Below are 26131 nucleotides of genomic sequence, written 5' to 3'. Positions count from 1 at the left end.
AACATCTCTGTTGATGTGACGCTGATCGTGCCGATCGCAATGGAAGAGAAGCTCCGCTTCGCTATCCGTGAAGGTGGCCGCACCGTCGGTGCAGGGATTGTTGCTTCGATCATCGAGTGATCGAAACAATCCCGTTGCGACCAACCGCACTTTATAACTGCGAGGCAAAGCCTCGCGGTCGGTGCAGGCATCGTCGCTTCGATCATTGAATAATTGTCGTAAGACAGTTTGCATAAAAAAGGCGGCCAACTGGCCGCCTTTTTCTTTGTCCGTAGGAAAGCCTGATTGTCTCAAACAGCTTTCGGTTTGCCGTGGGCACGATGATAGGCCGTCACGATCTCAAGGAGGCGGTCAAAATCTATCGTCAGGACCCGGCCATCGATATAAAGACCTTTGGGCATGCGGAAGAGGGATGACCGGACAATCCTCGATTTGATACCCCGGCCCAACTGATCCACCTGATGGGGATCAATGCCAAGCACGATTGTCTGTTCGCGATTGTCATTCCAGGATGCCACATCGTTGATGTTTTTCCAGGGAATGAGTTCATTCGCCAGACGTTTGTCACACAGACCTTCCGGTGAAATGGTGATGGCATCACGGGTTTTCAAAAGACGCCAGATCAGCCGGAAGGTGAGCAGCGGGAAAACCACTGAACCGACGCAGGCTATATACTCAATCAGGCTCTCAGGCTCGCTATCGAGCAATTCATAGATGACCAAGCCGATGGAATAGAATGACAGCATAGCGGACATGGCAATATATTGCAGTGGCCTCGAGAACGAGGACTTAATTTTGATGGTTTGAAGCGCATCCATTTTGGGCTCTTTTCGTCCATCCACGCGATGGTCCGTTAATGACGGCGGCGGGAAGGAATTAATTAAATTCACGGAAATGTGATGACTTATATTCATGACGCGAGCATGACGCAAATGTGATGTGCTTCATCAACTTTGATTTCAGCCCTTCCAAAGGGAACAGTGAGTTTTCGCCCGCCCTTCGTTCATATGATTACCCTTCGTTCATGTGATTATCCTGCGGCGATAGGGCTGCTGCTTTCTATTTACCCTCTGAAACCCTTCGTCTATCCTTATTCCGCAATGGATCGCGCAGCGGTCTGGCAACGGCCAATTGGTTTCAATCAGGATTGATATGCGTTTTCATTGTTTGGCCGTATGGGGCGCCTTTTCAAGCAAGCTCATTTGCGCGCTTGCCACAATTCTTCTTTCCTTATCGCTGGCCGCACCTGTTCTGGCGGCAAAGAAACCTGCAAAAGCGCCTGATGTACAATCCATGCGGTTTGCCATCGTGCGCACCGCCGTTCCGACCTGTGAACCGGGATGTCCCGAGTGGATTTCGGCGTCTGGTACGATTTTGGGAGATACGCCCGCGAAGCTGCGCAAGATTTTGAAGGTTATGGGCAAGCGTCACCTGCCTATTATCATGGAATCAAATGGTGGCAATGTGGATGCGGCGATGGAGATGGGGCGGATGATCCGCAAACGCGGCCTTGATGTTGCCGTTGGTAATACGCGCTTTGATGGATGCAGCCCGGATCAGAAGTGCAAGCCTGATCGTTATGCCGACGGAGCCTATGCCGGTTTTCCATATCCTGCCGGAACCTATTGTCTCTCGGCCTGTCCCTATATTCTGGCCGCAGGCGAAAAGCGTTTTGTTGGCCCCTGGGCACTGGTTGGCGTGCATCAGATCACACAGGTCTATACGCAGACGCGCATTACTTATGAGACGCGCTACCGCATGGTGAACGGCAAGAAAAAGATTCTGGACACACGGATAGTGGGCCGCAAGCCTGCCGGTTCCTACGAGCGCACCGACCTCAGCAAGGGTTATCGCAAGAAACTGCTGGCCTATTTTACGCAGATGGGGGTTGATCCCGCTATTGTCGACCGGATGTTGGCCATACCGGCCAAGGATATCTCAGTTCTGACGCAGGACGAACTGGTGCAATACAAGCTCGTAACCGGGGCAGGGGATGTCGGTGATCTGACGTCCGCGCGCCTATGCGAACAGGAATCCAAGCCCGCCAACTGCGTCGAGCTTAAACCGGTTGACCAAAAAGTTTCGTCTGCAGCCGCCTCCAGAATAGATTGATGCTCCATTGAAGGCATTCCTATTCCCTATATAAATACTCTAGGGAATCTGCGTGGGGAAAATATGGGGAAGTTCGCGTCAACTGTCAGCCGCATGAGGCAAATATGTGCGCCGTTCAACGGCGCGTTATTCTTTATGGTCACGGCAGCTTTGGTGTTCATTGCTTCGACAGGAACTGTCGACGCACAGCAGAATGCCAATCAATCATGTGACCTGGCTTGCCCCGCGTGGACGTCGGCTGGCGCGTCAGTTTGCATTCCAAAATATAGATGCGTTGGTGTGCCAGCATATGAAAAGGTCATGTTGCCTGCGGTACCGGCGTCTCCACAACCTGACCTAATCCAGCCCGACACGCCTCGAACATCCTGGACGATTGTGGACGAGCCGATGTCATTCAACATTGTTCGCGCGGATGTTCAGGTATGCCGGCCAAATTGCCCGGAATGGATATCCGCGTCGGGTACGATAAAGCCAAACACACCGTCAAAACTCCGTAAAATCCTAAAACAAATGGGGAAAAGGCGTCTCCCCATTATCCTCGATTCGCGCGGTGGCGCTGTAAACGCAGCTATCGAGATGGGAAGAATCATTCGAAAGCGCGGTCTTGATGTCGCTATCGGTAAGACCATGTATTTTGGCTGCAACCCCAGCGAAAAGGGATGTAAACCTGATTTTGCTGATGGTGCCTATGCAGGGTATGCCTATCCGGAGGGAAGTATCTGTATGTCTGCATGCCCGTTCTTTGCTGCCGGTGGCGTAAAGAGGCTTGTAGGCTTCCAAGCTCAGGTGGGCATACATCAGATTACGACGACGGTTACCAACCAAAGGATCATGTATGAAACCCGATACCGGATCGTTCGTGGCAAAAAGAAAATCATTGACCGCAAGATCCTAAGCCGGGAAGCGACGGGAACTTATGAAACCACCGAGCTTCGCAAAGGTTATCGTAAGACGTTGAATGCCTACTTCTCCGAGATGGGGGTTGATTCAGCTATTGTTGACCGGATGCTTGCCGTTTCAGCCAGCGATATCTACGTCTTGCGGTCGGACGATCTGTTAAAATACAGGTTTACGACACAGGATGGTGATTCTCGAGTATTTACTCCCGGCAATATATGCGCCGGTGACACGAAGCCAGCCAACTGCGTACAGTTGGCGTATGCTGCTATTCAGAAGACAAAAGATGCCGTGCCCGACAAACTGCAGGAAGTTCCCTATCCATCAATGAATTTTGAAATCGTTCGAAGTGGCAATTCACTTTGTGAGCCGGTTTGTCCGCAGTGGATTGTCGCATCGGGATACATAACGTCCGATTCCCCGTCGCAGTTGCGCAAGGTTTTTGATCGCATCGATGGCAGACGATTTCCCATTGTGCTCGACTCTTCCGGGGGTGATGTGAAAGCGGCAATGGAACTCGGCATTATGATTCGGCAACGATCCCTGGATGTTGTGATTGGAAGTACTCGTATTGATCGCTGTCTACCTGACCCAAAAGAATGCCAGGAAGGTGCGCCTGAGAATCGGCTCGCGATCCATGCTGGTTACGCGACCTCTTTCGGCGCTTGTGATGCGGCCTGCGTTTATATGATGGCTGGGGGCGTTAAGCGACTTATGGGTTATTCGGGGCGCATTGGCGTGCATGAGGCCGGAGTTACGGTGCCTCCCATGCGCGCGGAATATAAGAAGCAGAAGGCATCTGTTGATCAGCAGCCTAGGAAGCTTGAGCCATGGTTCTATGATACTTATGCCGAATATTTGAAAGATATGGGTATAAAACCTGTTTTGCTCGACTGGGGACAGGCAGTTCCAGCGCAAGAATTGTCAATCCTGACAACCGAGCAGGCAGCGGATGTGAGATTGATAACGGCCCAGGGCAGTGTCGACGATCTAACGGCCATAAAAATCTGCAGGACAGAACCTCGGGCCGCTAATTGCGTTGAACGGGTGGCTGGTGATGCGGTTTCTACCAGTAGTTCGGAAGCTGTTAAATAATCCACCGATGATTGATGGAGTTAAATTGCCGTAAAGCAGCGCGCTGCAGGAATAGGGGCTTGAAAAGCGCTGCGCTTTGTGGAATGTACGCCCCGGACTGTAGGGGAGTAGCTCAGTTGGTAGAGCGGCGGTCTCCAAAACCGTAGGTCGCAGGTTCGAATCCTGTCTCCCCTGCCAATACATAGTCTGCCCGCACACGATTGGATGGTGTGCTGACAGATGTTTGGAAAGAAACGAACCCGGGGACTTGTGTTTTACCGGAATCGGTTCTATGTAACATCAACAGACACGCGGTGCGTGGAGCTGAACGATCAGCTTTACGGGCCGTAATGGTGTGAACAAAGCGTGTTGCAGATATTGTAACGCATTGAGTTTACAGCAAAATGACACGCACGAGCGGTAAATGGCATCCAAAACGAATCCGATATCTTTTTTTCAGCAAGTGCGCGCGGAAACGGCAAAGGTCACCTGGCCTTCACGCCGCGAGACGCTTATCTCCACCGCTATGGTGATGGTAATGGCGTTTTTTGCTGCGATTTTCTTCTTCGCAGCTGATCAGTTGATGGCCTTCGGGATTGATCTCGTTCTCGGTCTTGGTCGTTAACGCAGGCTGACAAGGAAATTTGAATGACCGCGCGCTGGTATATTGTTCACGCCTATTCGAACTTTGAGAAGAAGGTCGCCGAGTCGATCGAAGAAAAGGCAAGGCAGAAGGGTCTGTCGCATCTTTTCGAGCGAATCCTCGTGCCGACTGAAAAAGTGGTTGAAGTGCGCCGTGGCCGCAAGGTTGATGCTGAGCGCAAATTCTTCCCGGGATATGTCCTGGTTCGCGCTGACCTGACGGATGATGCATATCATCTGATCAAGAACACGCCAAAGGTTACGGGCTTTCTCGGTTCGGACAACAAGCCGGTCGCGATTTCCGACAAGGAAGCCGAGCGGATCCTGATGCAGGTTCAGGAGGGTGTTGAACGTCCGAAGGCTTCGATCTCGTTCGAGATTGGCGAAAGTGTTCGCGTTGCCGACGGTCCGTTTGCTTCGTTCAACGGTGTTGTCCAGGAAGTCGACGAAGAGCGTTCGCGCCTCAAGGTGGAAGTTTCGATTTTCGGCCGTGCTACGCCGGTTGATCTGGAATTTGGTCAGGTCGAAAAGATCTGATCACTTGGCCGCCCATCGGGCGGCCGGTCGCGTAAGCGGCTGATGGTGGGAGGTGAGGCGGCCTTTAGCCGGGTCTTCAATCCGTACCACCAAACTGCAACCGCCGGTTTTCCGGCATAATGATAAGGCAGAGAAGTTATGGCTAAGAAAATTGCAGGCCAGCTCAAGCTGCAGGTCTCGGCAGGATCGGCAACGCCGTCCCCGCCCATCGGACCGGCACTTGGTCAGCGTGGCATCAACATCATGGAATTCTGCAAGGCCTTTAATGCGGCTACGCAGGAACTGGAAAAGGGTTCGCCCATTCCGGTCGTGATCACATACTATCAGGACAAGTCCTTCACTTTTGTGATGAAGACACCGCCGGTGTCTTATTTCCTCAAGAAGGCTGCAAACCTGAAGTCCGGTTCGAAAGAGCCAGGCAAGGTAGTTGCTGGCAAGATCTCGCGCGACAAGGTCCGTGAAATCGCTCAAGCAAAGATGAAAGATCTGAATGCGGCTGACGTTGAGTCCGCTATGCGCATGATCGAAGGTTCTGCCCGTTCTATGGGCCTGGAAGTGGTGGGCTGAAACGATGGCAAAAGTATCAAAGCGTGTAGCCAAGGTTCGTGAAGGCGTTGACCGTGACCGGCTCTATGATCTGACTGCGGCTGTTGCCATGGTCAAGGAACGTGCCGTTGCCAAGTTTGACGAGACAATCGAAGTTTCGATGAACCTCGGCGTTGATCCCCGCCATGCGGACCAGATGGTTCGCGGCGTTGTCAACCTGCCAAACGGCACAGGCCGTACGGTTCGCGTTGCAGTATTTGCTCGCGGCGACAAGGCTGAAGAAGCCAAGAAGGCCGGTGCGGATATCGTTGGTGCGGAAGATCTGTTCGAGATCGTCAATGGCGGCAAGATCGATTTCGATCGCTGCATTGCGACCCCTGACATGATGCCGCTTGTTGGTCGTCTCGGTAAGGTACTCGGCCCGCGCGGCATGATGCCAAACCCGAAGGTCGGCACTGTAACGACTGACGTTACAGCAGCGGTCAAGGCTTCCAAGGGCGGTGCCGTTGAGTTCCGCGTCGAGAAGGCCGGTATTGTTCACGCTGGCGTTGGCAAGGCATCGTTTGATGTCAAGGCGCTGGAAGAGAACATCAAGGCATTCACCGATGCCGTCACCAAGGCAAAGCCAGCTGGCGCCAAGGGTGAATATGTCAAGCGCGTCGCGATTTCTTCGACGATGGGCGTTGGCATCAAGGTTGATCCATCGACAGTACGCCCTGCGTAACATCGATGTGAAGTCCCGGGCCTAACGGTCCGGGTGTTAAAGAATTCCAGGCCTTTCGGGGCCTGGATAACCGGATGAAAGTCCGGTTATCCTGTCCGAGATTGCAGGTGGCTCGCCTTAATTGTCATGAGCCTGCATGAGACGTGGAACAGCTTTGTTAGGATGGAAAGATCCATCGAGACAAGGTTCGAACCGTAGTTGCCTTTCGCTTGCAGCCGGATTTCCGGCGAAGCAGGGGGGACAGGATCCTCAACGTTGTTTGGTTTCAGTTTTCGGATTGAAGCTTTGCAACAAAGGCAACCCGGCAGGAGCGCATCGTGCGTTTCTGTCAAATGGAGAGAGACAGTGGAAAAAGCGGAAAAGCGCGAATTCGTCGCGTGGCTGAATGGGGTCTTTACTGACTCTGGTTCAGTTGTCGTGGCCCACTATACCGGTCTCACCGTTGCGCAGCTGAGCGATCTTCGCTCCAAGATGCGTGATGCTGGTGGCACCGTTAAAGTCGCGAAGAACCGCCTTGCCAAGATCGCTCTTCAGGGCACGGAATCGGAAGGCATCTCTGACCTGTTCACAGGCCAGACACTTGTTGCCTATTCGAATGATCCGATTACGGCACCAAAGATCGCCGTTGAATTTGCCAAGGGTAACGACAAGCTCGTCATCCTCGGTGGTTCGATGGGAGCAACAACTCTCAATGCAGATGGCGTAAAGGCTCTTGCCGTACTCCCATCGCTCGACGAGTTGCGCGCAAAGCTGCTGGGCATGATCCAGACACCAGCAACGCGCATCGCTCAGATCGTAAACGCACCGGCAGGTCAGCTTGCCCGCGTTTTTGGCGCCTATGCCCGGAAGGACGAAGCGGCATAAGGCCGTTCTCGCTGTCAATATATCGAACCTTGTAAAGGAAAACCAAAATGACTGATCTCGCAAAGATCGTAGACGACCTGTCCAACCTGACAGTTCTGGAAGCAGCTGAACTTTCGAAGCTTCTGGAAGAGAAGTGGGGCGTTTCTGCTGCTGCTCCTGTTGCTGCTGCTGCTGCCGCTGGCGGCGGTGCAGCTGCTGCTGTAGTTGAAGAAAAGACCGAATTCGACGTTATCCTGACCGAAGCCGGCGCTAACAAGATCAACGTGATCAAGGAAGTGCGCGCTATCACCGGTCTCGGCCTCAAGGAAGCCAAGGACCTCGTTGAAGCTGCTCCTAAGGCAGTCAAGGAAGCCGCTACCAAGGACGAAGCTGACAAGATCAAGGCACAGCTCGAAGCTGCTGGCGCCAAGGTTGAACTCAAGTAAGTCTGACATTTTTGGCGGGCAGGGCGATGAGCCCTGTCCGCTGATCTGCCCTTCGGGGCAACCCGGTACTGAACCCTTTTCCTGACGGCAATTCCGATGCTTTCAGGAAACGGGTTTTGTCCCGTTCACGGGGCCGCAAAAGCGGTTTTAAGAAACATGCCAGTTTCCGCTGGCGCAAAGACGAGGAGCGACGATGGCTCAGACCCATACTTTTAACGGTCGTAGGCGCGTACGCAAGTTTTTCGGTAAGATACCTGAAGTCGCAGAGATGCCGAACCTCATTGAGGTTCAGAAGGCTTCCTACGATCAGTTCCTTATGGTTGAGGAGCCGAAAGGCGGGCGTCTTGATGAAGGTCTGCAGGCTGTATTCAAGTCTGTATTCCCTATCCAGGATTTCTCCGGCGCTTCCATGCTTGAATTCGTCAAGTATGAATTTGAAGCTCCAAAATTCGACGTTGACGAATGCCGTCAGCGCGATCTGACCTATGCTGCACCGCTGAAAGTCACACTGCGTCTGATCGTGTTCGATATTGACGAGGATACGGGCGCGAAGTCGATCAAAGACATCAAGGAACAGGACGTTTACATGGGCGACATGCCGCTCATGACCGATAACGGCACGTTCATTGTCAATGGTACCGAGCGCGTTATCGTTTCGCAGATGCACCGTTCGCCTGGTGTTTTCTTCGATCACGACAAGGGCAAGACCCATTCTTCGGGCAAGCTCCTGTTCGCTGCACGCGTCATTCCTTACCGTGGTTCATGGCTTGACATCGAATTCGATGCCAAGGACGTGGTCTATGCGCGTATCGATCGCCGCCGCAAGATTCCTGCGACATCGCTTCTGATGGCGCTGGGCATGGACAGCGAAGAAATCCTGTCGACCTTCTACAATTCGCTGATGTTCAGCCGTGATGGCGATACGTGGCGGATTCCTTTCGCCGTGGATCGTTTCCGCGGTTTCAAGGCAACAACCGACGTTATCGATGCCGATACCGGTGAAGTCATTCTCGAATCCGGCAAGAAGCTGACAGCACGCGCTGCCAAGCAGCTTGCTGAAAAGGGTCTGAAGTTCATCAAGGCAACGGAAGACGATCTGTTCGGCATGTATCTTGCTGAAGACATTGTCAATCTTGAAACCGGTGAAGTCTATCTTGAAGCCGGCGACGAACTTGATGAAAAGACGCTGAAGGTTCTGCTCGACACGGGCGTTGCCGAGATCAACGTTCTCGATATCGATCATGTCAATATCGGACCGTATATCCGCAACACGCTTGCTGTTGACAAGAACGAGAGCCGTCAGGACGCATTGTTCGACATTTACCGTGTTATGCGTCCCGGTGAGCCGCCGACAATTGACTCGGCTGAAGCCATGTTCAAGTCGCTGTTCTTTGACTCAGAGCGTTATGATCTGTCGGCTGTTGGCCGCGTGAAGATGAACATGCGTCTCGACCTGAATGCGGAAGATACCGTTCGCATTCTGCGCAAGGAAGACATTCTTGCCGTGGTCAAGATGCTGGTTGATCTGCGCGATGGTCGCGGTGAGATCGACGACATCGACAATCTCGGCAACCGCCGTGTGCGTTCGGTCGGCGAATTGATGGAAAACCAGTACCGTGTTGGTCTGCTCCGCATGGAGCGCGCCATCAAGGAACGTATGTCGTCCATCGAAATCGACACCGTTATGCCGCAGGACCTGATCAATGCGAAGCCGGCAGCTGCCGCCGTTCGCGAGTTCTTCGGTTCCTCGCAGCTGTCGCAGTTCATGGATCAGACCAATCCGCTTTCGGAAATCACCCACAAGCGCCGTCTTTCGGCACTTGGACCCGGTGGTCTGACCCGTGAGCGTGCTGGCTTTGAAGTGCGCGACGTGCATCCGACCCACTATGGCCGTATCTGCCCGATTGAAACGCCTGAAGGCCCGAATATCGGTCTGATCAACTCGCTCGCAACCTTTGCCCGGGTCAACAAGTATGGCTTCATCGAAAGCCCCTACCGCCGGATCGTTGATGGCAAGGTAACGGACGACGTTGTCTATCTGTCGGCTATGGAAGAAGCCAAGTATCACGTGGCGCAGGCCAATGTGGAAATGGACGCTTCCGGTGCCTTCACGGATGAATTCGTTGTTTGCCGCCATGCGGGTGAAGTTCTGATGGCTCCGCGTGAAAACGTGGATCTGATGGACGTTTCGCCGAAGCAGCTCGTATCGGTTGCCGCAGCGCTTATTCCGTTCCTGGAAAACGACGACGCCAACCGCGCTCTGATGGGCTCGAACATGCAGCGTCAGGCCGTTCCACTGGTTCGTGCTGAAGCGCCGTTCGTCGGTACAGGCATGGAGCCGATCGTTGCCCGTGACTCTGGTGCGGCTATCGGTGCACGCCGTACAGGTATCGTCGATCAGGTTGACGCGACGCGTATCGTTATCCGTGCAACGGAAGACCTCGTACCGGGCAAGTCAGGCGTTGATATCTATCGCCTGATGAAGTTCCAGCGTTCGAACCAGAACACCTGCATCAATCAGCGTCCGCTGGTTCGTGTTGGCGACCGGATCGAAAAGGGCGACATCATTGCTGACGGTCCTTCGACGGATCTGGGTGATCTGGCGCTCGGCCGCAACGTGCTCGTCGCATTCATGCCTTGGAATGGCTACAACTACGAAGATTCCATCCTTCTGTCTGAAAAGATTGTTTCGGATGACGTCTTCACCTCGATCCATATCGAGGAGTTCGAAGTCATGGCTCGCGATACGAAGCTTGGACCGGAAGAAATCACGCGCGACATTCCGAACGTTTCGGAAGAAGCACTGAAGAATCTGGACGAAGCCGGTATCGTGTACATCGGTGCGGAAGTTCAGCCGGGCGATATTCTCGTCGGCAAGATCACACCGAAGGGCGAAAGCCCGATGACGCCGGAAGAGAAGCTTCTACGCGCCATCTTCGGTGAAAAGGCTTCCGATGTCCGTGACACCTCGATGCGCATGCCGCCCGGGACTTACGGTACGGTTGTGGAAGTTCGCGTTTTCAATCGCCACGGCGTTGAAAAGGACGAACGTGCCATGGCTATCGAACGCGAGGAAATCGAGCGTTTGGCCAAGGATCGCGACGACGAACAGGCTATTCTTGACCGCAACGTCTATGGCCGTCTGGCTGACGTTCTCAATGGCAAGCCTGCGGTTGCCGGACCGAAGTCGTTCAAGAAGGGCGCAATTGTTACTTCGGAAGTCATGGGTGAACACCCGCGCTCCCAGTGGTGGCAGTTTGCTGTCGAGGACGAAAAGCTTCAGGGCGAAATCGAAGCTCTGCGCAACCAGTATGACGACTCCAAGAAGCTGCTTGAACAGCGCTTCATGGACAAGGTCGAAAAGGTACAGCGCGGCGACGAGATGCCTCCGGGTGTCATGAAGATGGTCAAGGTCTTTGTTGCTGTGAAGCGCAAAATCCAGCCAGGCGACAAGATGGCCGGCCGTCACGGCAACAAGGGTGTTGTCTCGCGTATTGCTGCCGTTGAAGATATGCCGTTCCTTGAAGACGGAACGCATGTTGACATCGTGCTCAATCCGCTTGGCGTGCCAAGCCGCATGAACGTTGGCCAGATTCTTGAAACGCATCTGGGCTGGGCCTGCGCCGGAATGGGCAAGAAGATCGGTGATCTGATCGAAGCCTACAAGGCACAGTATGCTGCAAGTGGTGAAGGCGATATTCAGCCGCTGCGGGCGACGATCGAGTCGATCATCCCCGACAACGACCGGAATGAGCCAGTCCGCAACTACGACGACGAGAGCATCGTTCGTCTTGGTGAGCAGATGAAGCGTGGCGTGTCGATTGCAACGCCGGTGTTTGACGGTGCGCATGAGCCAGACATCAATGTGATGCTGGAGCAGGCGGGTCTGAAGGCCTCCGGTCAGTCGACGCTCTATGACGGACGTACGGGTGAAACTTTCGATCGTCAGGTTACTGTCGGCTACATCTACATGCTGAAGCTGCACCACCTGGTTGACGACAAGATCCACGCCCGTTCGATCGGACCATACTCGCTCGTTACGCAGCAGCCACTGGGTGGTAAAGCCCAGTTCGGCGGTCAGCGCTTCGGTGAAATGGAGGTCTGGGCACTGGAAGCATACGGTGCGGCTTACACGCTGCAGGAAATGCTCACGGTCAAGTCCGATGACGTTGCCGGTCGTACCAAGGTCTATGAAGCGATCGTCCGTGGTGACGATACTTTCGAGGCCGGTATTCCCGAGAGCTTCAACGTTCTCGTCAAGGAAATGCGTTCGCTCGGTCTCAATGTCGAGCTGGACGATACACGCCAGCAAGACCAGCAGCAGGCCTTGCCTGACGCGGCAGAGTAAAAAAGGTTGGGGTGCGCGGTTCGCCGCGCACCCGACCAGTTTGTTTCGAGCCGCTGAGGAAGCGGCATTTGATCTAGATGGACCCGCGACGGCGGACCATTCCATCGCAAGGAGAGGGCAAATTTTGCCCCATGGAGAAACGGCATGAACCAAGAGGTCATGAATCTCTTCAATCCTCAGGTACCTGTGCAGGCATTCGATTCCATCCGGATTTCGATCGCCAGCCCTGAGAAGATTCTGTCCTGGTCATACGGTGAGATCAAGAAGCCGGAGACGATCAACTACCGCACATTCAAGCCTGAGCGGGATGGTCTCTTCTGTGCTCGGATCTTCGGGCCGATCAAGGACTATGAATGCTTGTGCGGCAAGTACAAGCGCATGAAATACAAGGGCATCATCTGCGAAAAGTGCGGTGTGGAAGTCACGCTGTCACGCGTTCGCCGTGAGCGCATGGGCCATATCGAACTCGCAGCTCCGGTTGCGCATATCTGGTTCCTGAAGTCCCTGCCAAGCCGTATCGGCACTTTGCTCGACATGACCCTCAAGGGTATCGAGCGCGTTCTCTATTTCGAGAACTACATTGTGACCGAGCCCGGCCTGACTGCCCTGAAAGAACATCAGCTTCTTTCCGAAGAAGAATACATGATCGCTGTCGATGAGTATGGTGAAGATTCCTTCACTGCGCTGATCGGTGCGGAAGCTATTCATGAGCTTCTGGCTTCCATGGATCTGGAGAAGATTGCCGGCGATCTGCGTGCAGAACTTGCCGAGACAACGTCCGATCTGAAGCAGAAGAAGCTGATGAAGCGTCTGAAGATCGTCGAAAACTTTCTGGAATCGGGTAACCGTCCGGAATGGATGATCATGAAGATCGTTCCGGTCATTCCGCCGGATTTGCGTCCGCTTGTTCCGCTGGATGGCGGCCGTTTTGCGACCTCCGATCTGAACGATCTCTATCGTCGTGTGATCAACCGTAACAACCGTCTGAAGCGCCTGATCGAACTGCGTGCACCCGGCATCATCATCCGCAACGAGAAGCGCATGCTTCAGGAATCGGTTGATGCTCTGTTTGACAACGGCCGTCGTGGCCGCGTCATCACCGGTGCCAACAAGCGTCCGCTGAAGTCGCTGTCCGATATGCTTAAGGGCAAGCAGGGCCGCTTCCGTCAGAATCTGCTCGGCAAGCGCGTCGATTACTCAGGCCGTTCGGTTATCGTGACCGGTCCGGAGCTGAAGCTGCACCAGTGCGGTCTGCCGAAGAAGATGGCGCTCGAACTGTTCAAGCCATTCATCTACGCCCGTCTCGACGCCAAGGGTTATTCCTCGACCGTCAAGCAGGCGAAGAAGCTGGTTGAAAAGGAAAAGCCAGAAGTCTGGGATATCCTTGACGAAGTCATCCGCGAGCACCCGGTTCTTCTGAACCGTGCGCCGACGCTGCACCGTCTTGGCATTCAGGCATTCGAACCCATCCTGATCGAAGGCAAGGCAATCCAGCTGCATCCGCTCGTCTGTACCGCTTTCAACGCGGACTTTGACGGTGACCAGATGGCTGTTCACGTTCCGCTTTCTCTGGAAGCGCAGCTTGAAGCCCGCGTTCTGATGATGTCGACGAACAACATCCTGCACCCTGCAAACGGTCTGCCGGTTATCGTTCCGTCGCAGGACATGGTTCTCGGCCTGTACTATCTGTCGATCGTTGCGGCCAAAGAGCCGGGCGAAGGCATGGCCTTTGCCGATATCGGTGAATTGCATCACGCCATTGGCAGCGGTGCAGTGACCCTGCATACGAAGATCAAGGGCCGCTTCAAGAGCATTGATGCGGATGGCAAGCCGACATCGAAGATTTTCGATACGACCCCCGGCCGTATGATCATCGGTGAATTGCTGCCGAAGCACCACAATGTGCCTTTCGACATCTGCAATCAGGAAATGACCAAGAAGAACATCTCCAAGATGATCGACACGGTTTATCGCCATTGCGGACAGAAAGAGACGGTCATTTTCTGCGATCGTATCATGCAGCTGGGCTTCTCCCATGCCTGCCGCGCCGGTATTTCCTTCGGCAAGGACGACATGGTCATTCCGGACACCAAGGCGAAGCTGGTTGCTGAAACCGAAGCTTTGGCGACCGAATATGAGCAGCAGTACAATGACGGCCTGATCACTCAGGGCGAGAAGTACAACAAGGTTGTTGACGCTTGGGGCAAGTGCACCGAGAAGGTCGCTGACGAAATGATGGCCCGCATTAAGGCTGTCGAGTTCGATCCTGTCACTGGTCGCCAGAAGCAGATGAACTCGATCTATATGATGTCGCACTCGGGTGCTCGTGGTTCGCCGAACCAGATGCGCCAGCTGGGCGGTATGCGCGGACTGATGGCCAAGCCTTCGGGCGAAATCATCGAAACGCCAATCATTTCGAACTTCAAGGAAGGCCTGACCGTGAACGAGTACTTCAACTCGACCCACGGTGCCCGTAAGGGTCTTGCCGATACCGCCTTGAAGACGGCCAACTCCGGTTACCTGACACGTCGTCTGGTTGACGTCGCGCAGGATTGCATTGTCATCTCGGTGGATTGCGGCACGACAACGGGCCTCACCATGCAGCCGATCGTTGATGCCGGTCAGGTTGTTGCGACCATTGGCCAGCGTGTTCTCGGCCGTACGGCGCTTGAAGACATCCTGCATCCGGTTTCGGGTGACGTTCTGGTTACCGGCGGCAACATCATCGACGAGTTCGATATTGATGCCATCGAAAAGGCAGGCGTTCAGTCCATCCGCATCCGTTCGGCTCTCACCTGTGAGACCCGTGGCGGCATCTGCGCCAAGTGCTACGGCCGCGATCTGGCCCGTGGTACGCCTGTCAATCAGGGTGAAGCTGTCGGCGTTATCGCTGCTCAGTCGATCGGTGAGCCAGGCACACAGCTGACCATGCGTACATTCCACCTTGGTGGTACGGCGCAGGTTGTGGATCAGTCGTTCCTCGAAGCCAGCTATGAAGGCACAGTGCAGATCCGTAACCGCAATGTGGTGCGTAACTCCGATGGCCATCTGGTCGTCATGGGTCGTAACATGGCTGTCGTCATTCTTGATGCGACAGGCAAGGAACGCGCAACACACCGCGTCACCTACGGTTCGCGCATCTATGTCGACGATGGCGATACGGTTAAGCGCGGCCAGCGTGTTGCCGAGTGGGATCCATACACCCGTCCGGTCATGACGGAAGTCGAAGGTCATGTCGAATTCGAAGACATGGTCGACGGTCTTTCCGTTTCGGAAACGACGGACGAATCCACCGGTATCACCAAGCGCGTGGTTATCGACTGGCGTTCGACCCCTCGCGGTTCGGATCTGAAGCCTTGCATCGTTGTCAAGGACAAGGCCGGCAAGGTTCTGAAACTGGCAAAGGGTGGCGATGCTCGCTTCCAGCTGTCGGTTGAATCGATCCTTTCGGTTGAGCCCGGTTCCCATGTGAAGGCGGGTGACGTTCTTGCCCGTATTCCGATGGAAAGCGCCAAGACCAAGGACATCACCGGTGGTCTGCCGCGCGTTGCGGAACTGTTCGAAGCACGTCGTCCGAAGGACCATGCGATCATCGCCGAAATCGATGGTACGGTTCGTTTTGGCCGCGACTACAAGAACAAGCGCCGCATCGTCATCGAACCGAACGACGAGACGCTTGAGCCTGTTGAGTATCTGATCCCCAAGGGCAAGCCTTTCCATCTTCAGGATGGCGATGCGATCGAAAAGGGCGATTACATCCTCGACGGCAATCCAGCGCCGCACGACATTCTGGCTATCAAGGGCGTGGAAGCACTTGCTTCGTACCTCGTCAATGAAATCCAGGAAGTCTATCGTCTGCAGGGCGTTCTGATCAACGACAAGCACATTGAAGTGATTGTCCGTCAGATGCTCCAGAAGGTCGAAATCACCGAATCCGGTGACACTGGCTTCATCGCCGGTGACCATGTCGACCGGATCGAGCTTGATGAGATCAACGAACGTCTTGAGGAAGATGGCAAGAAGTCAGGCTATGGTACTCCGGTTCTGCTGGGTATCACCAAGGCTTCGCTGCAGACACCGTCGTTCATCTCGGCTGCGTCCTTCCAGGAAACAACACGCGTCCTCACGGAAGCTGCTGTTGCCGGCAAGATGGATGCGTTGCAGGGCCTGAAGGAAAACGTGATTGTTGGTCGTCTGATCCCGGCTGGTACGGGTGGCACGGTCAAGCAGATCCGCCGCATTGCCGGTGCCCGCGACGAGCTGATCATCGACGAGCGCCGCAAGGAAAGCGGAGCCGGTGCTGCAAAGGTCGACGCCATGTTGACCGACATGACAGGCACCCCGGCCGAATAAGCCGGTTGCTCACGAACAGATTGAAAAGGCCGCCTTTCGGGGCGGCCTTTTTGTTTGCGCAGCAATGGGCTGTGGCTGATCACACCCCCATCACAAATAAGCGAAGCGGCTGAAAGCTGGTTGAAAGCTTGGATATAGTACCAAGCATTACCGATTGAGGAATCGGGAAGGCGCAAGCGCCTTTTCTGGAGGAGGGCCCGGAGGAGATAATCGGGCCAGGAGGAGATTCAATGACGTATTCTTTGGCCGTTTATCGCCGTTCGCTGAGCGCTGCCGTGTTTGCCGGTGTCATGGCGGCGAGTGTTGTTTTTGCTTCGTCGGCGCAGGCGGAAAAGCTCACCATTATCGTGGGCGGCATGGAGAAGCAGATTTATCTGCCTGCTGTGCTTACCGAACGACTTGGCTATTTCAAGGATGAAGGTCTCGATGTTGAGCTGATCAACAGCCGTGCCGGTGTTGATGCGGAGAACGAGCTTCTTGCCGGTAGTGCGCAGGGCGTCGTCGGCTTTTACGACCACACGATTGATCTTCAGTCCAAAGGCAAGTTTATTCAGTCCATTGTTCAGTTCAGTCAGGCACCGGGCGAGGTTGAACTCGTATCGTCCAAATATGCCGATACGGTGAAATCACCTGCTGATTTCAAGGGCCGTACACTTGGCGTGACCGGGCTTGGCTCTTCCACTGATTTCCTGACGCAGTATCTGGCCATTCGCAACGGCTTGAAGCAGGGTGATTACACGCTTTTGCCCGTTGGCGCAGGCAATACTTTTATTGCAGCGATCAAACAAGATGCTATTCAGGCGGGAATGACGACCGAGCCGACCATTGCCGCGACGCTGAAGAGTGGCGATGCGAAAATTCTGGTTGATATGCGCACGCCGGAAAAGACTGCCGCCGCATTGGGTGGACCCTATCCGGCTGCCTCCTTCTATGTGCAGACAGCATGGCTTGAAACCCACAAAGAGGATGCGCAGAAGCTTGCCAATGCCATGGTGAAAACCATGCGTTTCATTGCCTCCCATAGCGCCGAGGAAATCGCCGATAAATTGCCGAAAGACTATTATGTCGGCGACAAGGACCTTTATGTGAAGGGACTTGCCGAGGGCAAGGCACAGTATACGCCGGATGGTCGTATGCCGAAGGATGGCCCAACAACCGTGTTGCAGGTTCTCTCGTCCTTTTCCAAAACGGTAAAGGGAAAAGACATCGACCTGGCGAAGACCTTTACGACTGATTTTGTCGACAAGGCCAACAGCACGCTCGACGCCGCCAAGTAATCCGCGACAAAGCGCTGCGCGGAACAGTTCCGGCAGCGCTTTCACTTTCAATTGTTCGCCTTTTCAGCTGGGAGCCATGCTTCCCGGCAGGGATGGCGCATGTTCGTGAGGAACCCCATGCTGATGGAAGCCCCGAAAACTCAAAACAGATCTGATGTTCCCGCCATTGTGCTTGACAATGCGACCCGCCGGTTTGTGACACCCGACGGCAAGATGATGACGGCCTTGCGCGATTTTTCCATGACGGTTGCTCAGGGAGAATTTGCCTGCGTGGTTGGACCTACCGGATGCGGGAAATCAACGACCCTCAATCTTGTGACCGGCCTTGCCCGCCCCAGCGCCGGTGAAGTCCGGTTGATGGGAAAGCCCATTGATGGCGTCAGCCCGGATATTGGCTTTGTGTTTCAGGCCGATGCGCTGTTTCCGTGGCGCAATGTGATTGATAATGTCAGCGCCGGTCCGCGTTATCGTGGCGCGAGCAAGGAAGAGGCCTATGAAAAGGCCCGTTTATGGATTGCCAAGGTGGGGCTCGCGCGCTTTGAAAGGCACTATCCGCACCAGCTTTCCGGCGGTATGCGCAAGCGCGTGGCACTGGCACAGACTTTTATCAACGAGCCAAAAATTCTGCTGATGGATGAACCATTCAGTGCGCTTGACGTGCAGACGCGCACGCTGATGCAGGGCGAACTTCTTGATCTCTGGCAGCAGTCGGGCGCATCGGTGATTTTTGTTACGCATGATCTGGAGGAAGCCATCGCGCTTGCGGACAAGGTGTATGTGCTGACTGCTGGTCCAGCCACGGTAAAGAGCGTTTATCACATCGATATTCCGCGCCCGCGCGTGATGGAAGATATTCGCTATGACGAGAAATTTGTCGAGATCGCCAAGGTGATCTGGAACGATTTGCGCGAGGAAGTGCAGATCGGCCAGCAGCGCGCCCTGCAAAGCGGTCAATAAGGATCATCACCATGAGCACCAACGAAATCTTATCCCCATCGGGAACATCAGCCGCCAGTGCAGCCGGTATCGCCAGGACTGAAGCCGTGTTCAAGGCGAAGGCGCGCAGGCGCTACGCAACTGTGATTTTTGTACGGCTGGCTATTCTTGTCGTCTTTCTTGGCGGCTGGGAATGGGGCACCCGCGCCAATGTGATCGATCCGTTCTTCTTTGCCAGCCCGTCAGGCATTGCTGATCAGATATGGGTGTGGATCACGGAAGGCACGTCGCAAGGTCCGCTGTCCGAGCAGATTATTGTCACACTGGAAGAAACTCTTCTCGGCTTTCTGATCGGCGCAATCGGCGGCGTCATTTGCGGCATCATTCTTGGCCGCAACAAGTTTCTTGCCGATGTGTTCAGTATCTACATCAAGATTGCCAATTCGGTTCCGCGTGTTGTTCTCGGATCGATTTTCATCATCGCGCTCGGGCTCGGCATGGCGTCCAAGGTGGCACTGGCTGTGGTGATGGTGTTCTTCGTCGTGTTTGCCAATGCTTTTCAGGGCGTGCGTGAAGCTGATCGTGCCCTGATTGCCAATGCCCAGATCCTTGGTGCTTCGCCCACCCAGATCACCCGTACCGTCATTCTCCCATCGGCCATGAGCTGGATTCTTGCCAGCCTGCATGTCAGCTTCGGCTTCGCCCTGGTTGGTGCGGTTGTGGGTGAATTTCTTGGCGCGAAAAAGGGCGTTGGCCTCATGATCTCCACCGCACAGGGTGCATTCAATGCCAATGGCGTGTTTGCAGCGATGGTTATTCTCGCCGTGCTGGCACTGGTTGTTGAATACGCCATTACTCTGGTGGAAAACCATCTGGTAAAGTGGCGCCCGCAAGCCTTGTCTGATCAGGCAGGCTGATTTGCGATCGTTGAATTGGCGGGCAGCGTAACAGTAACGAGCAGCCCGCCGGTTCTTGCTTCCGACAGTGTCACAGTTCCTTCTGCGCCTTCGGTGACTTCGCGGACAATGGCAAGGCCGAGACCACTGCCATCGGCTTTAACGCCCGCTATCCGGTAAAACCGTTCAAAGACATGCTCGCGCTCATTTTCCGGAATGCCGGGGCCGGTATCTTCAACTGTCAAATGGATAAGGTCGCCGTCCCGCGCGATGCCCAATGTGACGGATCCGCCTTCGGGTGTGTAGGTGAGGGCGTTATCGACAAGATTGACGATCATCTCGCGCAGCATCGTACCATCGCCCGTGACGATTGCAGCGGCGGTACTCGCTTCAAACCCAAGATCAATGCGGCGATCAAAAGCTTTTCCCGCAAGGCTTTCCAGCACCAGCTGTCCAGCCTCTATGAGATCAACCCGGTCGGCGCGTGGCCGTCTGCTGCCCGGTTCCGCGCGGGAGAGTGTCAGAAGCTGCGCCGCCAGACGTGCCAGCAACATGGCGCTTGTCTTGATACTTGTCAGAACCTCAGCCTGTTCGTCCTTGTCCTTTGTCCGGAGCGCAAAGCTTGCTTGTGTTGTCAGGGTGGCAATCGGCGTGCGCAATTGATGGGCGGCATTCTGGATAAAGCGGCGCTGTGCCGCCATCTGTTTGCGTACCCGGTCCATATATTGGTTCAAGGCGGCGACAAGAGGTTGCAGTTCCGTCTGGACAGCGGCCTGATCAAAAGGTTCGAGATCGCGGCCGCGCCGTAGGACATTGTCGCGCAGTTTCATCAGCGGCCGTAATCCATAGCGCAATCCGAGCAGCGACAGGGCGGCGGCGAAAGCGATCAGAACCAGTTGCTGGCTGACACTATCCAGCCAGAGGCCACGGGCGATGTTGGTGTGACCCGCCAGTGTAACACCGACAATAACGTCGACCGATTGCGATAGCTCCGCCGATGCTGCGACAATCGGATGGCGCAGGGCAACAAGCCGAACAGGCTGGTTGCGGTAGCTGCCGTAGAAGTAGACGGGGTCGAAATCCTTCAGCACTGGCGGTGCTGGCAGATCGGGGTATCCCGTCAGCAATTGATGATCCGATGTGGCGACGCTGTAATAGACATGGTCGCCGTCACCCGTTGAAAACATCTCGATGGCAACAGGCGGAACGATAGCATCCAGCGTATTACCAGATGCGGCGGTCGCTTCGCCGATGGCGCGCGCGGAAGCGGTAAGCATCCTGTCCGTGACAAGATCGGCCATCTTTTCCGATGTATTCCAGCTTACCCACAAATTGATGGCCGCGATGATGATCAACGGAATGACAATCCAGGATACAAGCTGGACTCTGAGGCTGCCGGGCAGGCGGGAGATCAGCCGCATTGATTCACACCCCGTCGCGCAGGAGATAACCGAGGCCGCGCAGGGTGACGATCTCCGCTCTGCTGCCCTCAAGTTTCTTGCGCAGGCGATGGATATAAATCTCGATAGCGTTCTCGTCGGTCTCGCTGTCAAAACTATAGATGCTTTGGGACAGCGCCGTCTTGCTGACGGTGCGCCCAATCTTGTGCAGGAGTTGCTCCAGCACCGCATGTTCCTTCGGTGCAAGCGCCAGTGGTTCGCCGTTGATTGAAAACAACCGGGTGTTTGTATCGAAACTCAGAGCACCACAGGTGATGACAGGTGCTGTCTTCTGGCTCGCCCGGCGTAGCTGCGCGCGAATGCGGGCTTCCAGCTCTGTTAGCTCGAAGGGCTTGGCAAGGTAATCATCAGCCCCGGCATCAAGGCCGCTAATGCGTCCATCAAGACTGGCATTGGCGGTCAGCACGATCACCGGAACTTCGTTACCCGCGCGGCGCAGATGACGCAGCACTTCCAGCCCACCCTTGTCAGGCAGACCAAGGTCAAGAATGACAAGATTGTATGACGTCACCGCAAGCGCATGTTCGGCGTCCGCGCCGTCATGAACAACATCGATAGTGTATTGAGATTGCCGAAGGCTTTTGGCCAGCCAATTCGCCAGTGTGTTGTTGTCTTCGACAAGAAGTATACGCATGACCAAAGATGCCAATGATCCTGCTCATCCGTCAAGCGCGGCAGGATCAGTATTGACTACGTGGCAATCTGCTATTCGTTGAATTCAATAAGAGCGACCTGACCGGTGAGGGCGGTCTTCCACGCGGAAAGATGTGGCTCTTCTTCCGGCTCGGTTGTGAGCGTACCGATTTCCAGCAACTCGGCTTCTTCATAGCCTTCATTGGCCAGTATCTGCAGCGCTGTCTGCACCAGTCCATCCGTATCGTCATTCATGAGGAGCACATGCACCTGCCGCGAGTCTTCCTCACCTTTCTTCCATACGTCGGCAATGATGAGGTGGACCGGTTTCGAGTCGGCTTGAGGCGTAGACATTGTTAATGATTCCCGAATCTGTGTGTTTCAAGCGGTCAGATTAGCCAAAATGGCCGCCCGCGTCTTGTGGATGCCATAAATCCCTGTGCATGATGCGAAAGATTGCTTGAATTCGCCCGCATCAGGCGAAACAATCTTACGATCAGGCCCCAAAGTGCCCCCAAACGCTCCAAACCTTAATAATATTTGGAGTTCAGGCTTGACGTAGAGCAGGGGACAAAGTATCAGCAGCACATCTGAGCCGATGTGAGATTGGCTGTTTCGGAGCGACACGCTCTGGAGTTCATCTCAAACAGGGTTCGTTTTACGATCGAAATGCAATTTGCCGCTCGCATGAAGCTTCTAAGGCTTCCTCTGCTTTTATTCGGGCAACTACCCATTGGGTGGTTTATTTGCCCGAATTCGTGCATGAGCATGGCGCTGAAACGGCCCTGACGGGCGAAGATACGAGATTTGTGCCGGAGCGCTCGCGCTTTGATACGCATTACAAAGAGGGAAGGTTGAATGCCTACCGTAAACCAGTTGATCCGCAAGCCGCGCACTGCGCCGGTAAAGCGCAATAAAGTTCCTGCTCTGCAGGAAAACCCACAGAAGCGCGGTGTTTGCACTCGCGTCTATACGACGACCCCGAAGAAGCCAAACTCGGCTCTGCGTAAGGTTGCCAAGGTCCGTCTGACGAATGGCTTCGAAGTTATCGGATACATTCCGGGTGAAGGTCACAACCTTCAGGAACACTCTGTCGTGATGATCCGCGGCGGTCGTGTAAAGGATTTGCCGGGCGTTCGTTATCACATCATTCGTGGTGTTCTCGATACGCAGGGCGTCAAGAACCGTAAGCAGCGCCGTTCGAAGTACGGTGCGAAGCGTCCGAAGTAAGATTTTCCGGGAATTTGGCCACTTGGTAGGTCAACCCGATGTAGTTAAGAGACGAAGAATATGTCCAGACGCCATAGTGCAGAAAAGCGTGAGATCAACCCGGATCCAAAGTTCGGTGATCTCGTTCTGACAAAGTTCATGAATGCAGTTATGCATCATGGCAAGAAGTCAATTGCCGAACGTATCGTTTACGGTGCGCTTGAGTCGGTTGAAGCCAAGAGCAAGCAGGAGCCGGTTGCCCTGTTCCATCAGGCGCTCGACAATGTAGCGCCGCACGTTGAAGTGCGTTCGCGCCGTGTTGGTGGTGCAACATATCAGGTTCCGGTTGATGTTCGTCCAGAGCGTCGTCAGGCTCTTGCAATCCGTTGGCTGATCAATGCCGCTCGCGGTCGCAATGAGACCACGATGGTTGATCGTCTTTCCGGCGAACTCCTGGATGCTGCAAACAACCGCGGCTCCGCTGTGAAGAAGCGTGAAGACACGCATCGCATGGCAGAAGCCAACCGCGCATTCTCGCATTACCGCTGGTAATCGTCGAAACCCTATTCTTGAAGGCACCATACTATGGCCCGCGAATATAAAATCGAAGACTACCGTAATTTCGGTATTATGGCGCACATCGACGCCGGCAAGACCACGACCACCGAGCGTATTCTTTATTACACCGGCAAGTCGCACAAGATCGGTGAAGTTCATGATGGCGCCGCAACCATGGACTGGATGGAGCAGGAGCAGGAGCGTGGTATCACGATCACTTCCGCTGCAACCACGACTTACTGGACTGGCCGTGATGGCAAGAAGCGTCGCTTCAACATCATTGATACGCCTGGTCACGTTGACTTCACGATTGAAGTTGAGCGCTCGCTGCGCGTTCTCGACGGTGCGATTGCACTGCTCGATGCCAATGCCGGTGTAGAGCCGCAGACTGAAACCGTTTGGCGTCAGGCTGAGAAGTATCATGTTCCACGCATGATCTTCGTCAACAAGATGGACAAGACTGGCGCGGATTTCTATCGCTGCGTTGAGATGGTCAAGACCCGTCTTGGTGCCAAGGCTCTCGTTATGCAGCTGCCAATCGGCGCTGAAACAGAATTCAAGGGCGTTGTCGATCTGATCGAAATGAAGGCCCTGGTCTGGCGTGATGAACAGCTCGGCGCTGAATGGGATGTTGTTGAAATTCCTGCTGATCTTAAGGATCGTGCAGAAGAATATCGCGAAAAGCTGATTGAAGCTGCTGTCGAAGTCGACGAAGCTGCGACCGAAGCTTATCTCGAAGGCAACATGCCAGATAATGACGCACTTCGCGCTCTTATCCGCGTTGGCACATGCCGCGTTGAATTCCATCCGGTATTCTGCGGTTCAGCATTCAAGAACAAGGGCGTACAGCCACTTCTTGATGGTGTTGTTGAATTCCTGCCTTCGCCTGTTGATGTTCCTTCGATCAAGGGTATCGACCCTAAGACCGAAGCAGAAACAGTTCGCAAGTCTTCCGACGAAGAGCCTTTGTCGATGCTTGCATTCAAGATCATGAACGATCCGTTCGTTGGTTCGCTGACATTCTGCCGTATCTATTCCGGCAAGCTGACCAAGGGCATTTCGCTCGACAACACAGTTAAGCTCAAGCGCGAACGCATCGGCCGTATGCTGCAGATGCATTCCAACTCGCGTGAAGACATTGAAGAAGCGTTTGCCGGTGACATCGTTGCCCTGGCAGGCCTCAAGGAAACCACAACAGGTGATACGCTCTGCGATCCTCTGAAGCCGGTTATTCTTGAACGCATGATTTTCCCTGAGCCGGTCATCGAGATCTCGATTGAACCGAAGACCAAAGCGGATCAGGAAAAGATGGGCCTCGCGCTTAATCGTCTTGCTGCTGAAGATCCTTCTTTCCGCGTCAAGTCGGATGAAGAGTCGGGTCAGACAATCATCGCCGGCATGGGCGAACTTCATCTCGACATTCTCGTTGACCGTATGCGTCGCGAGTTCAAGGTTGAGGCGAATGTTGGTCAGCCACAGGTTGCCTATCGTGAATCGATCACACGCAAGGCAGAAATTGACTATACCCACAAGAAGCAGTCGGGTGGTTCGGGCCAGTTCGCTCGTATCAAGGTGATCTTCGAGCCACATGATGGCGATGATTTCATCTTTGAATCGAAGATCGTTGGTGGTTCCATTCCTAAGGAATACATTCCGGGCGTTCAAAAGGGTATCGAAAGCGTTATGGGTGCGGGTCCGCTCGCAGGCTTCCCGATGCTTGGCGTGAAAGCCACGCTGATCGACGGTGCCTACCATGATGTCGACTCCTCGGTTCTTGCCTTCGAAATCGCAGCTCGCGCTGCATTCCGCGAAGGTGCGCAGAAGGCTGGTGCCCAGCTGCTCGAGCCGATCATGAAGGTCGAGGTTGTTACACCTGAGGATTACGTCGGTGACGTGATTGGTGATCTGAATTCACGTCGTGGTCAGATTTCGGGTACGGAAGCGCGTGGTATTGCGACTGTCGTCAACGCAAATGTGCCGCTGGCCAACATGTTTGGTTATGTGAGCAATCTGCGGTCGATGAGCCAGGGTCGTGCACAGTACACCATGCAGTTTGATCACTACGAACCTGTACCGGCAGCGGTAGCACAGGAAATTCAGAAGAAGTTTGCGTAACCAACCGGTTGCGCTTGACAGTTGAGTTAAGCCTGAGCAGGCGAACATATAACGGAGAGCTCAGATGGCTAAGAGCAAGTTTGAACGTAACAAGCCGCACGTCAACATCGGCACGATTGGTCACGTTGACCATGGCAAGACGTCGTTGACAGCAGCGATTACGAAGTATTTTGGTGAGTACAAGCCTTACGACCAGATCGATGCAGCGCCTGAAGAAAAGGCCCGCGGTATCACGATCTCGACGGCACACGTTGAGTATGAGACGCCAGCGCGTCACTATGCACACGTTGATTGCCCCGGCCACGCGGACTATGTGAAGAACATGATCACCGGCGCTGCGCAGATGGACGGCGCGATCCTGGTTGTGTCTGCCGCTGACGGCCCGATGCCACAGACCCGCGAGCACATCCTGCTTGCCCGTCAGGTTGGTGTTCCTGCGATCGTCGTGTTCCTGAACAAGGTTGATCAGGTTGACGATGCTGAACTGCTCGAACTGGTTGAACTGGAAGTCCGCGAGCTTCTGTC

Annotated in this window: 22 protein-coding genes and 1 tRNA gene; 19 read left to right on the top strand and 4 right to left on the bottom strand. The window is 54.5% G+C overall.

What is annotated here, in order from left to right; genetic code table 11:
* A partial coding sequence (locus BLU05_RS25590; protein WP_091886815.1) for an EF-Tu C-terminal domain-related protein occupies positions 1-120 on the top strand: 120 nt, incomplete at its 5' end.
* Between the two features lie 170 nt (positions 121-290).
* Here BLU05_RS25590 and BLU05_RS25585 read toward each other — a convergent pair.
* On the bottom strand, positions 291-755 hold the full coding sequence (locus tag BLU05_RS25585; RefSeq protein WP_139210521.1) for an STM3941 family protein: 465 nt from the start codon (positions 753-755) through the stop codon (positions 291-293).
* A 397-nt stretch (positions 756-1152) separates the two neighbouring features.
* On the opposite strand from BLU05_RS25585, the gene BLU05_RS25580 reads away from it, so the two are divergent.
* The 14 genes from BLU05_RS25580 to BLU05_RS25515 all read left to right on the top strand — a co-directional run bounded on the left by BLU05_RS25580 (position 1153) and on the right by BLU05_RS25515 (position 19652).
* Positions 1153-2112 carry a COG3904 family protein gene (locus tag BLU05_RS25580; RefSeq protein WP_091886807.1) on the top strand — a complete coding sequence of 320 codons (960 nt, stop codon included), beginning with the start codon at positions 1153-1155 and terminating at the stop codon, positions 2110-2112.
* Positions 2113-2175: 63 nt separating this feature from the next.
* Positions 2176-4104, top strand: coding sequence for a COG3904 family protein (locus tag BLU05_RS25575; protein WP_091886802.1), 1929 nt, complete (start codon positions 2176-2178; stop codon positions 4102-4104).
* Positions 4105-4205: 101 nt separating this feature from the next.
* Positions 4206-4281: transfer RNA gene (locus BLU05_RS25570), tRNA-Trp, on the top strand.
* A 226-nt stretch (positions 4282-4507) separates the two neighbouring features.
* On the top strand, positions 4508-4708 hold the full coding sequence (gene secE / locus BLU05_RS25565; RefSeq protein ID WP_091886799.1) for a preprotein translocase subunit SecE: 201 nt from the start codon (positions 4508-4510) through the stop codon (positions 4706-4708).
* 23 nt (positions 4709-4731) lie between these two features.
* Positions 4732-5262, top strand: coding sequence for a transcription termination/antitermination protein NusG (nusG, locus tag BLU05_RS25560; protein ID WP_091886797.1), 531 nt, complete (start codon positions 4732-4734; stop codon positions 5260-5262).
* Positions 5263-5400: 138 nt separating this feature from the next.
* On the top strand, positions 5401-5829 hold the full coding sequence (gene rplK, locus BLU05_RS25555; protein ID WP_091886794.1) for a 50S ribosomal protein L11: 429 nt from the start codon (positions 5401-5403) through the stop codon (positions 5827-5829).
* Between the two features lie 4 nt (positions 5830-5833).
* Positions 5834-6532: a 50S ribosomal protein L1 gene (gene rplA, locus BLU05_RS25550; protein ID WP_091886792.1), complete on the top strand. Its 699-nt coding sequence runs from the start codon at positions 5834-5836 to the stop codon at positions 6530-6532.
* 345 nt (positions 6533-6877) lie between these two features.
* Entirely contained in the window at positions 6878-7396 is a 519-nt protein-coding gene (rplJ, locus tag BLU05_RS25545; RefSeq protein WP_091886789.1) for a 50S ribosomal protein L10, read from the top strand.
* A gap of 47 nt (positions 7397-7443) precedes the next feature.
* Entirely contained in the window at positions 7444-7821 is a 378-nt protein-coding gene (gene rplL, locus BLU05_RS25540) for a 50S ribosomal protein L7/L12 (protein ID WP_091886786.1), read from the top strand.
* Positions 7822-8014: 193 nt separating this feature from the next.
* On the top strand, positions 8015-12169 hold the full coding sequence (gene rpoB, locus BLU05_RS25535) for a DNA-directed RNA polymerase subunit beta (RefSeq protein ID WP_091886783.1): 4155 nt from the start codon (positions 8015-8017) through the stop codon (positions 12167-12169).
* Positions 12170-12313: 144 nt separating this feature from the next.
* Positions 12314-16522, top strand: coding sequence for a DNA-directed RNA polymerase subunit beta' (rpoC, locus tag BLU05_RS25530; RefSeq protein WP_091886780.1), 4209 nt, complete (start codon positions 12314-12316; stop codon positions 16520-16522).
* Between the two features lie 290 nt (positions 16523-16812).
* On the top strand, positions 16813-17799 hold the full coding sequence (locus BLU05_RS25525) for an ABC transporter substrate-binding protein (RefSeq protein ID WP_244518557.1): 987 nt from the start codon (positions 16813-16815) through the stop codon (positions 17797-17799).
* A 117-nt stretch (positions 17800-17916) separates the two neighbouring features.
* On the top strand, positions 17917-18756 hold the full coding sequence (locus tag BLU05_RS25520; protein WP_091886774.1) for an ABC transporter ATP-binding protein: 840 nt from the start codon (positions 17917-17919) through the stop codon (positions 18754-18756).
* An 11-nt stretch (positions 18757-18767) separates the two neighbouring features.
* Positions 18768-19652 carry an ABC transporter permease gene (locus tag BLU05_RS25515; protein WP_091886771.1) on the top strand — a complete coding sequence of 295 codons (885 nt, stop codon included), beginning with the start codon at positions 18768-18770 and terminating at the stop codon, positions 19650-19652.
* Here the strand turns inward: BLU05_RS25515 and BLU05_RS25510 are convergent.
* The 3 genes from BLU05_RS25510 to BLU05_RS25500 all read right to left on the bottom strand — a co-directional run bounded on the left by BLU05_RS25510 (position 19640) and on the right by BLU05_RS25500 (position 22078).
* The gene (locus BLU05_RS25510) at positions 19640-21052 is read right to left on the bottom strand and encodes a sensor histidine kinase (RefSeq protein WP_091886768.1); all 1413 of its coding nucleotides are present in this window, start codon (positions 21050-21052) and stop codon (positions 19640-19642) included. The genes BLU05_RS25515 and BLU05_RS25510 overlap by 13 nt on opposite strands.
* Positions 21053-21056: 4 nt before the next feature.
* On the bottom strand, positions 21057-21725 hold the full coding sequence (locus tag BLU05_RS25505) for a response regulator (protein ID WP_091886765.1): 669 nt from the start codon (positions 21723-21725) through the stop codon (positions 21057-21059).
* 71 nt (positions 21726-21796) lie between these two features.
* Positions 21797-22078: a hypothetical protein gene (locus BLU05_RS25500; RefSeq protein WP_091886763.1), complete on the bottom strand. Its 282-nt coding sequence runs from the start codon at positions 22076-22078 to the stop codon at positions 21797-21799.
* 504 nt (positions 22079-22582) lie between these two features.
* On the opposite strand from BLU05_RS25500, the gene rpsL reads away from it, so the two are divergent.
* The 4 genes from rpsL to BLU05_RS25475 form a co-directional block, all read left to right on the top strand.
* Entirely contained in the window at positions 22583-22954 is a 372-nt protein-coding gene (gene rpsL, locus BLU05_RS25490; RefSeq protein WP_008121760.1) for a 30S ribosomal protein S12, read from the top strand.
* Positions 22955-23014: 60 nt separating this feature from the next.
* On the top strand, positions 23015-23485 hold the full coding sequence (gene rpsG / locus BLU05_RS25485; protein WP_008121762.1) for a 30S ribosomal protein S7: 471 nt from the start codon (positions 23015-23017) through the stop codon (positions 23483-23485).
* A gap of 33 nt (positions 23486-23518) precedes the next feature.
* Positions 23519-25606, top strand: a complete 2088-nt coding sequence (fusA, locus tag BLU05_RS25480) for an elongation factor G (RefSeq protein ID WP_091886757.1) — start codon at positions 23519-23521, stop codon at positions 25604-25606.
* A gap of 64 nt (positions 25607-25670) precedes the next feature.
* Positions 25671-26131: GTP-binding protein (locus BLU05_RS25475; protein ID WP_139210520.1), on the top strand; the 461-nt coding region annotated here is incomplete at its 3' end.

It is taken from the genome of Phyllobacterium sp. OV277 (assembly GCF_900104355.1).
Lineage (GTDB): Bacteria > Pseudomonadota > Alphaproteobacteria > Rhizobiales > Rhizobiaceae > Phyllobacterium.
The sequence above is the reverse complement of the archived record's forward strand: the minus strand, read 5'-3'. Positions and strand labels throughout refer to the sequence as shown.

Coding starts and splice junctions, on each gene's coding strand:
- BLU05_RS25585 (WP_139210521.1), bottom strand. CDS start 755: ATGTCCGCTATGCTGTCATTCTATTCCATCGGCTTGGTCATCTATGAA.
- BLU05_RS25580 (WP_091886807.1), top strand. CDS start 1,153: ATGCGTTTTCATTGTTTGGCCGTATGGGGCGCCTTTTCAAGCAAGCTC.
- BLU05_RS25575 (WP_091886802.1), top strand. CDS start 2,176: ATGGGGAAGTTCGCGTCAACTGTCAGCCGCATGAGGCAAATATGTGCG.
- secE (WP_091886799.1), top strand. CDS start 4,508: ATGGCATCCAAAACGAATCCGATATCTTTTTTTCAGCAAGTGCGCGCG.
- nusG (WP_091886797.1), top strand. CDS start 4,732: ATGACCGCGCGCTGGTATATTGTTCACGCCTATTCGAACTTTGAGAAG.
- rplK (WP_091886794.1), top strand. CDS start 5,401: ATGGCTAAGAAAATTGCAGGCCAGCTCAAGCTGCAGGTCTCGGCAGGA.
- rplA (WP_091886792.1), top strand. CDS start 5,834: ATGGCAAAAGTATCAAAGCGTGTAGCCAAGGTTCGTGAAGGCGTTGAC.
- rplL (WP_091886786.1), top strand. CDS start 7,444: ATGACTGATCTCGCAAAGATCGTAGACGACCTGTCCAACCTGACAGTT.
- rpoB (WP_091886783.1), top strand. CDS start 8,015: ATGGCTCAGACCCATACTTTTAACGGTCGTAGGCGCGTACGCAAGTTT.
- rpoC (WP_091886780.1), top strand. CDS start 12,314: ATGAACCAAGAGGTCATGAATCTCTTCAATCCTCAGGTACCTGTGCAG.
- BLU05_RS25525 (WP_244518557.1), top strand. CDS start 16,813: ATGGCGGCGAGTGTTGTTTTTGCTTCGTCGGCGCAGGCGGAAAAGCTC.
- BLU05_RS25520 (WP_091886774.1), top strand. CDS start 17,917: ATGCTGATGGAAGCCCCGAAAACTCAAAACAGATCTGATGTTCCCGCC.
- BLU05_RS25515 (WP_091886771.1), top strand. CDS start 18,768: ATGAGCACCAACGAAATCTTATCCCCATCGGGAACATCAGCCGCCAGT.
- BLU05_RS25510 (WP_091886768.1), bottom strand. CDS start 21,052: ATGCGGCTGATCTCCCGCCTGCCCGGCAGCCTCAGAGTCCAGCTTGTA.
- BLU05_RS25505 (WP_091886765.1), bottom strand. CDS start 21,725: ATGCGTATACTTCTTGTCGAAGACAACAACACACTGGCGAATTGGCTG.
- BLU05_RS25500 (WP_091886763.1), bottom strand. CDS start 22,078: ATGTCTACGCCTCAAGCCGACTCGAAACCGGTCCACCTCATCATTGCC.
- rpsL (WP_008121760.1), top strand. CDS start 22,583: ATGCCTACCGTAAACCAGTTGATCCGCAAGCCGCGCACTGCGCCGGTA.
- rpsG (WP_008121762.1), top strand. CDS start 23,015: ATGTCCAGACGCCATAGTGCAGAAAAGCGTGAGATCAACCCGGATCCA.
- fusA (WP_091886757.1), top strand. CDS start 23,519: ATGGCCCGCGAATATAAAATCGAAGACTACCGTAATTTCGGTATTATG.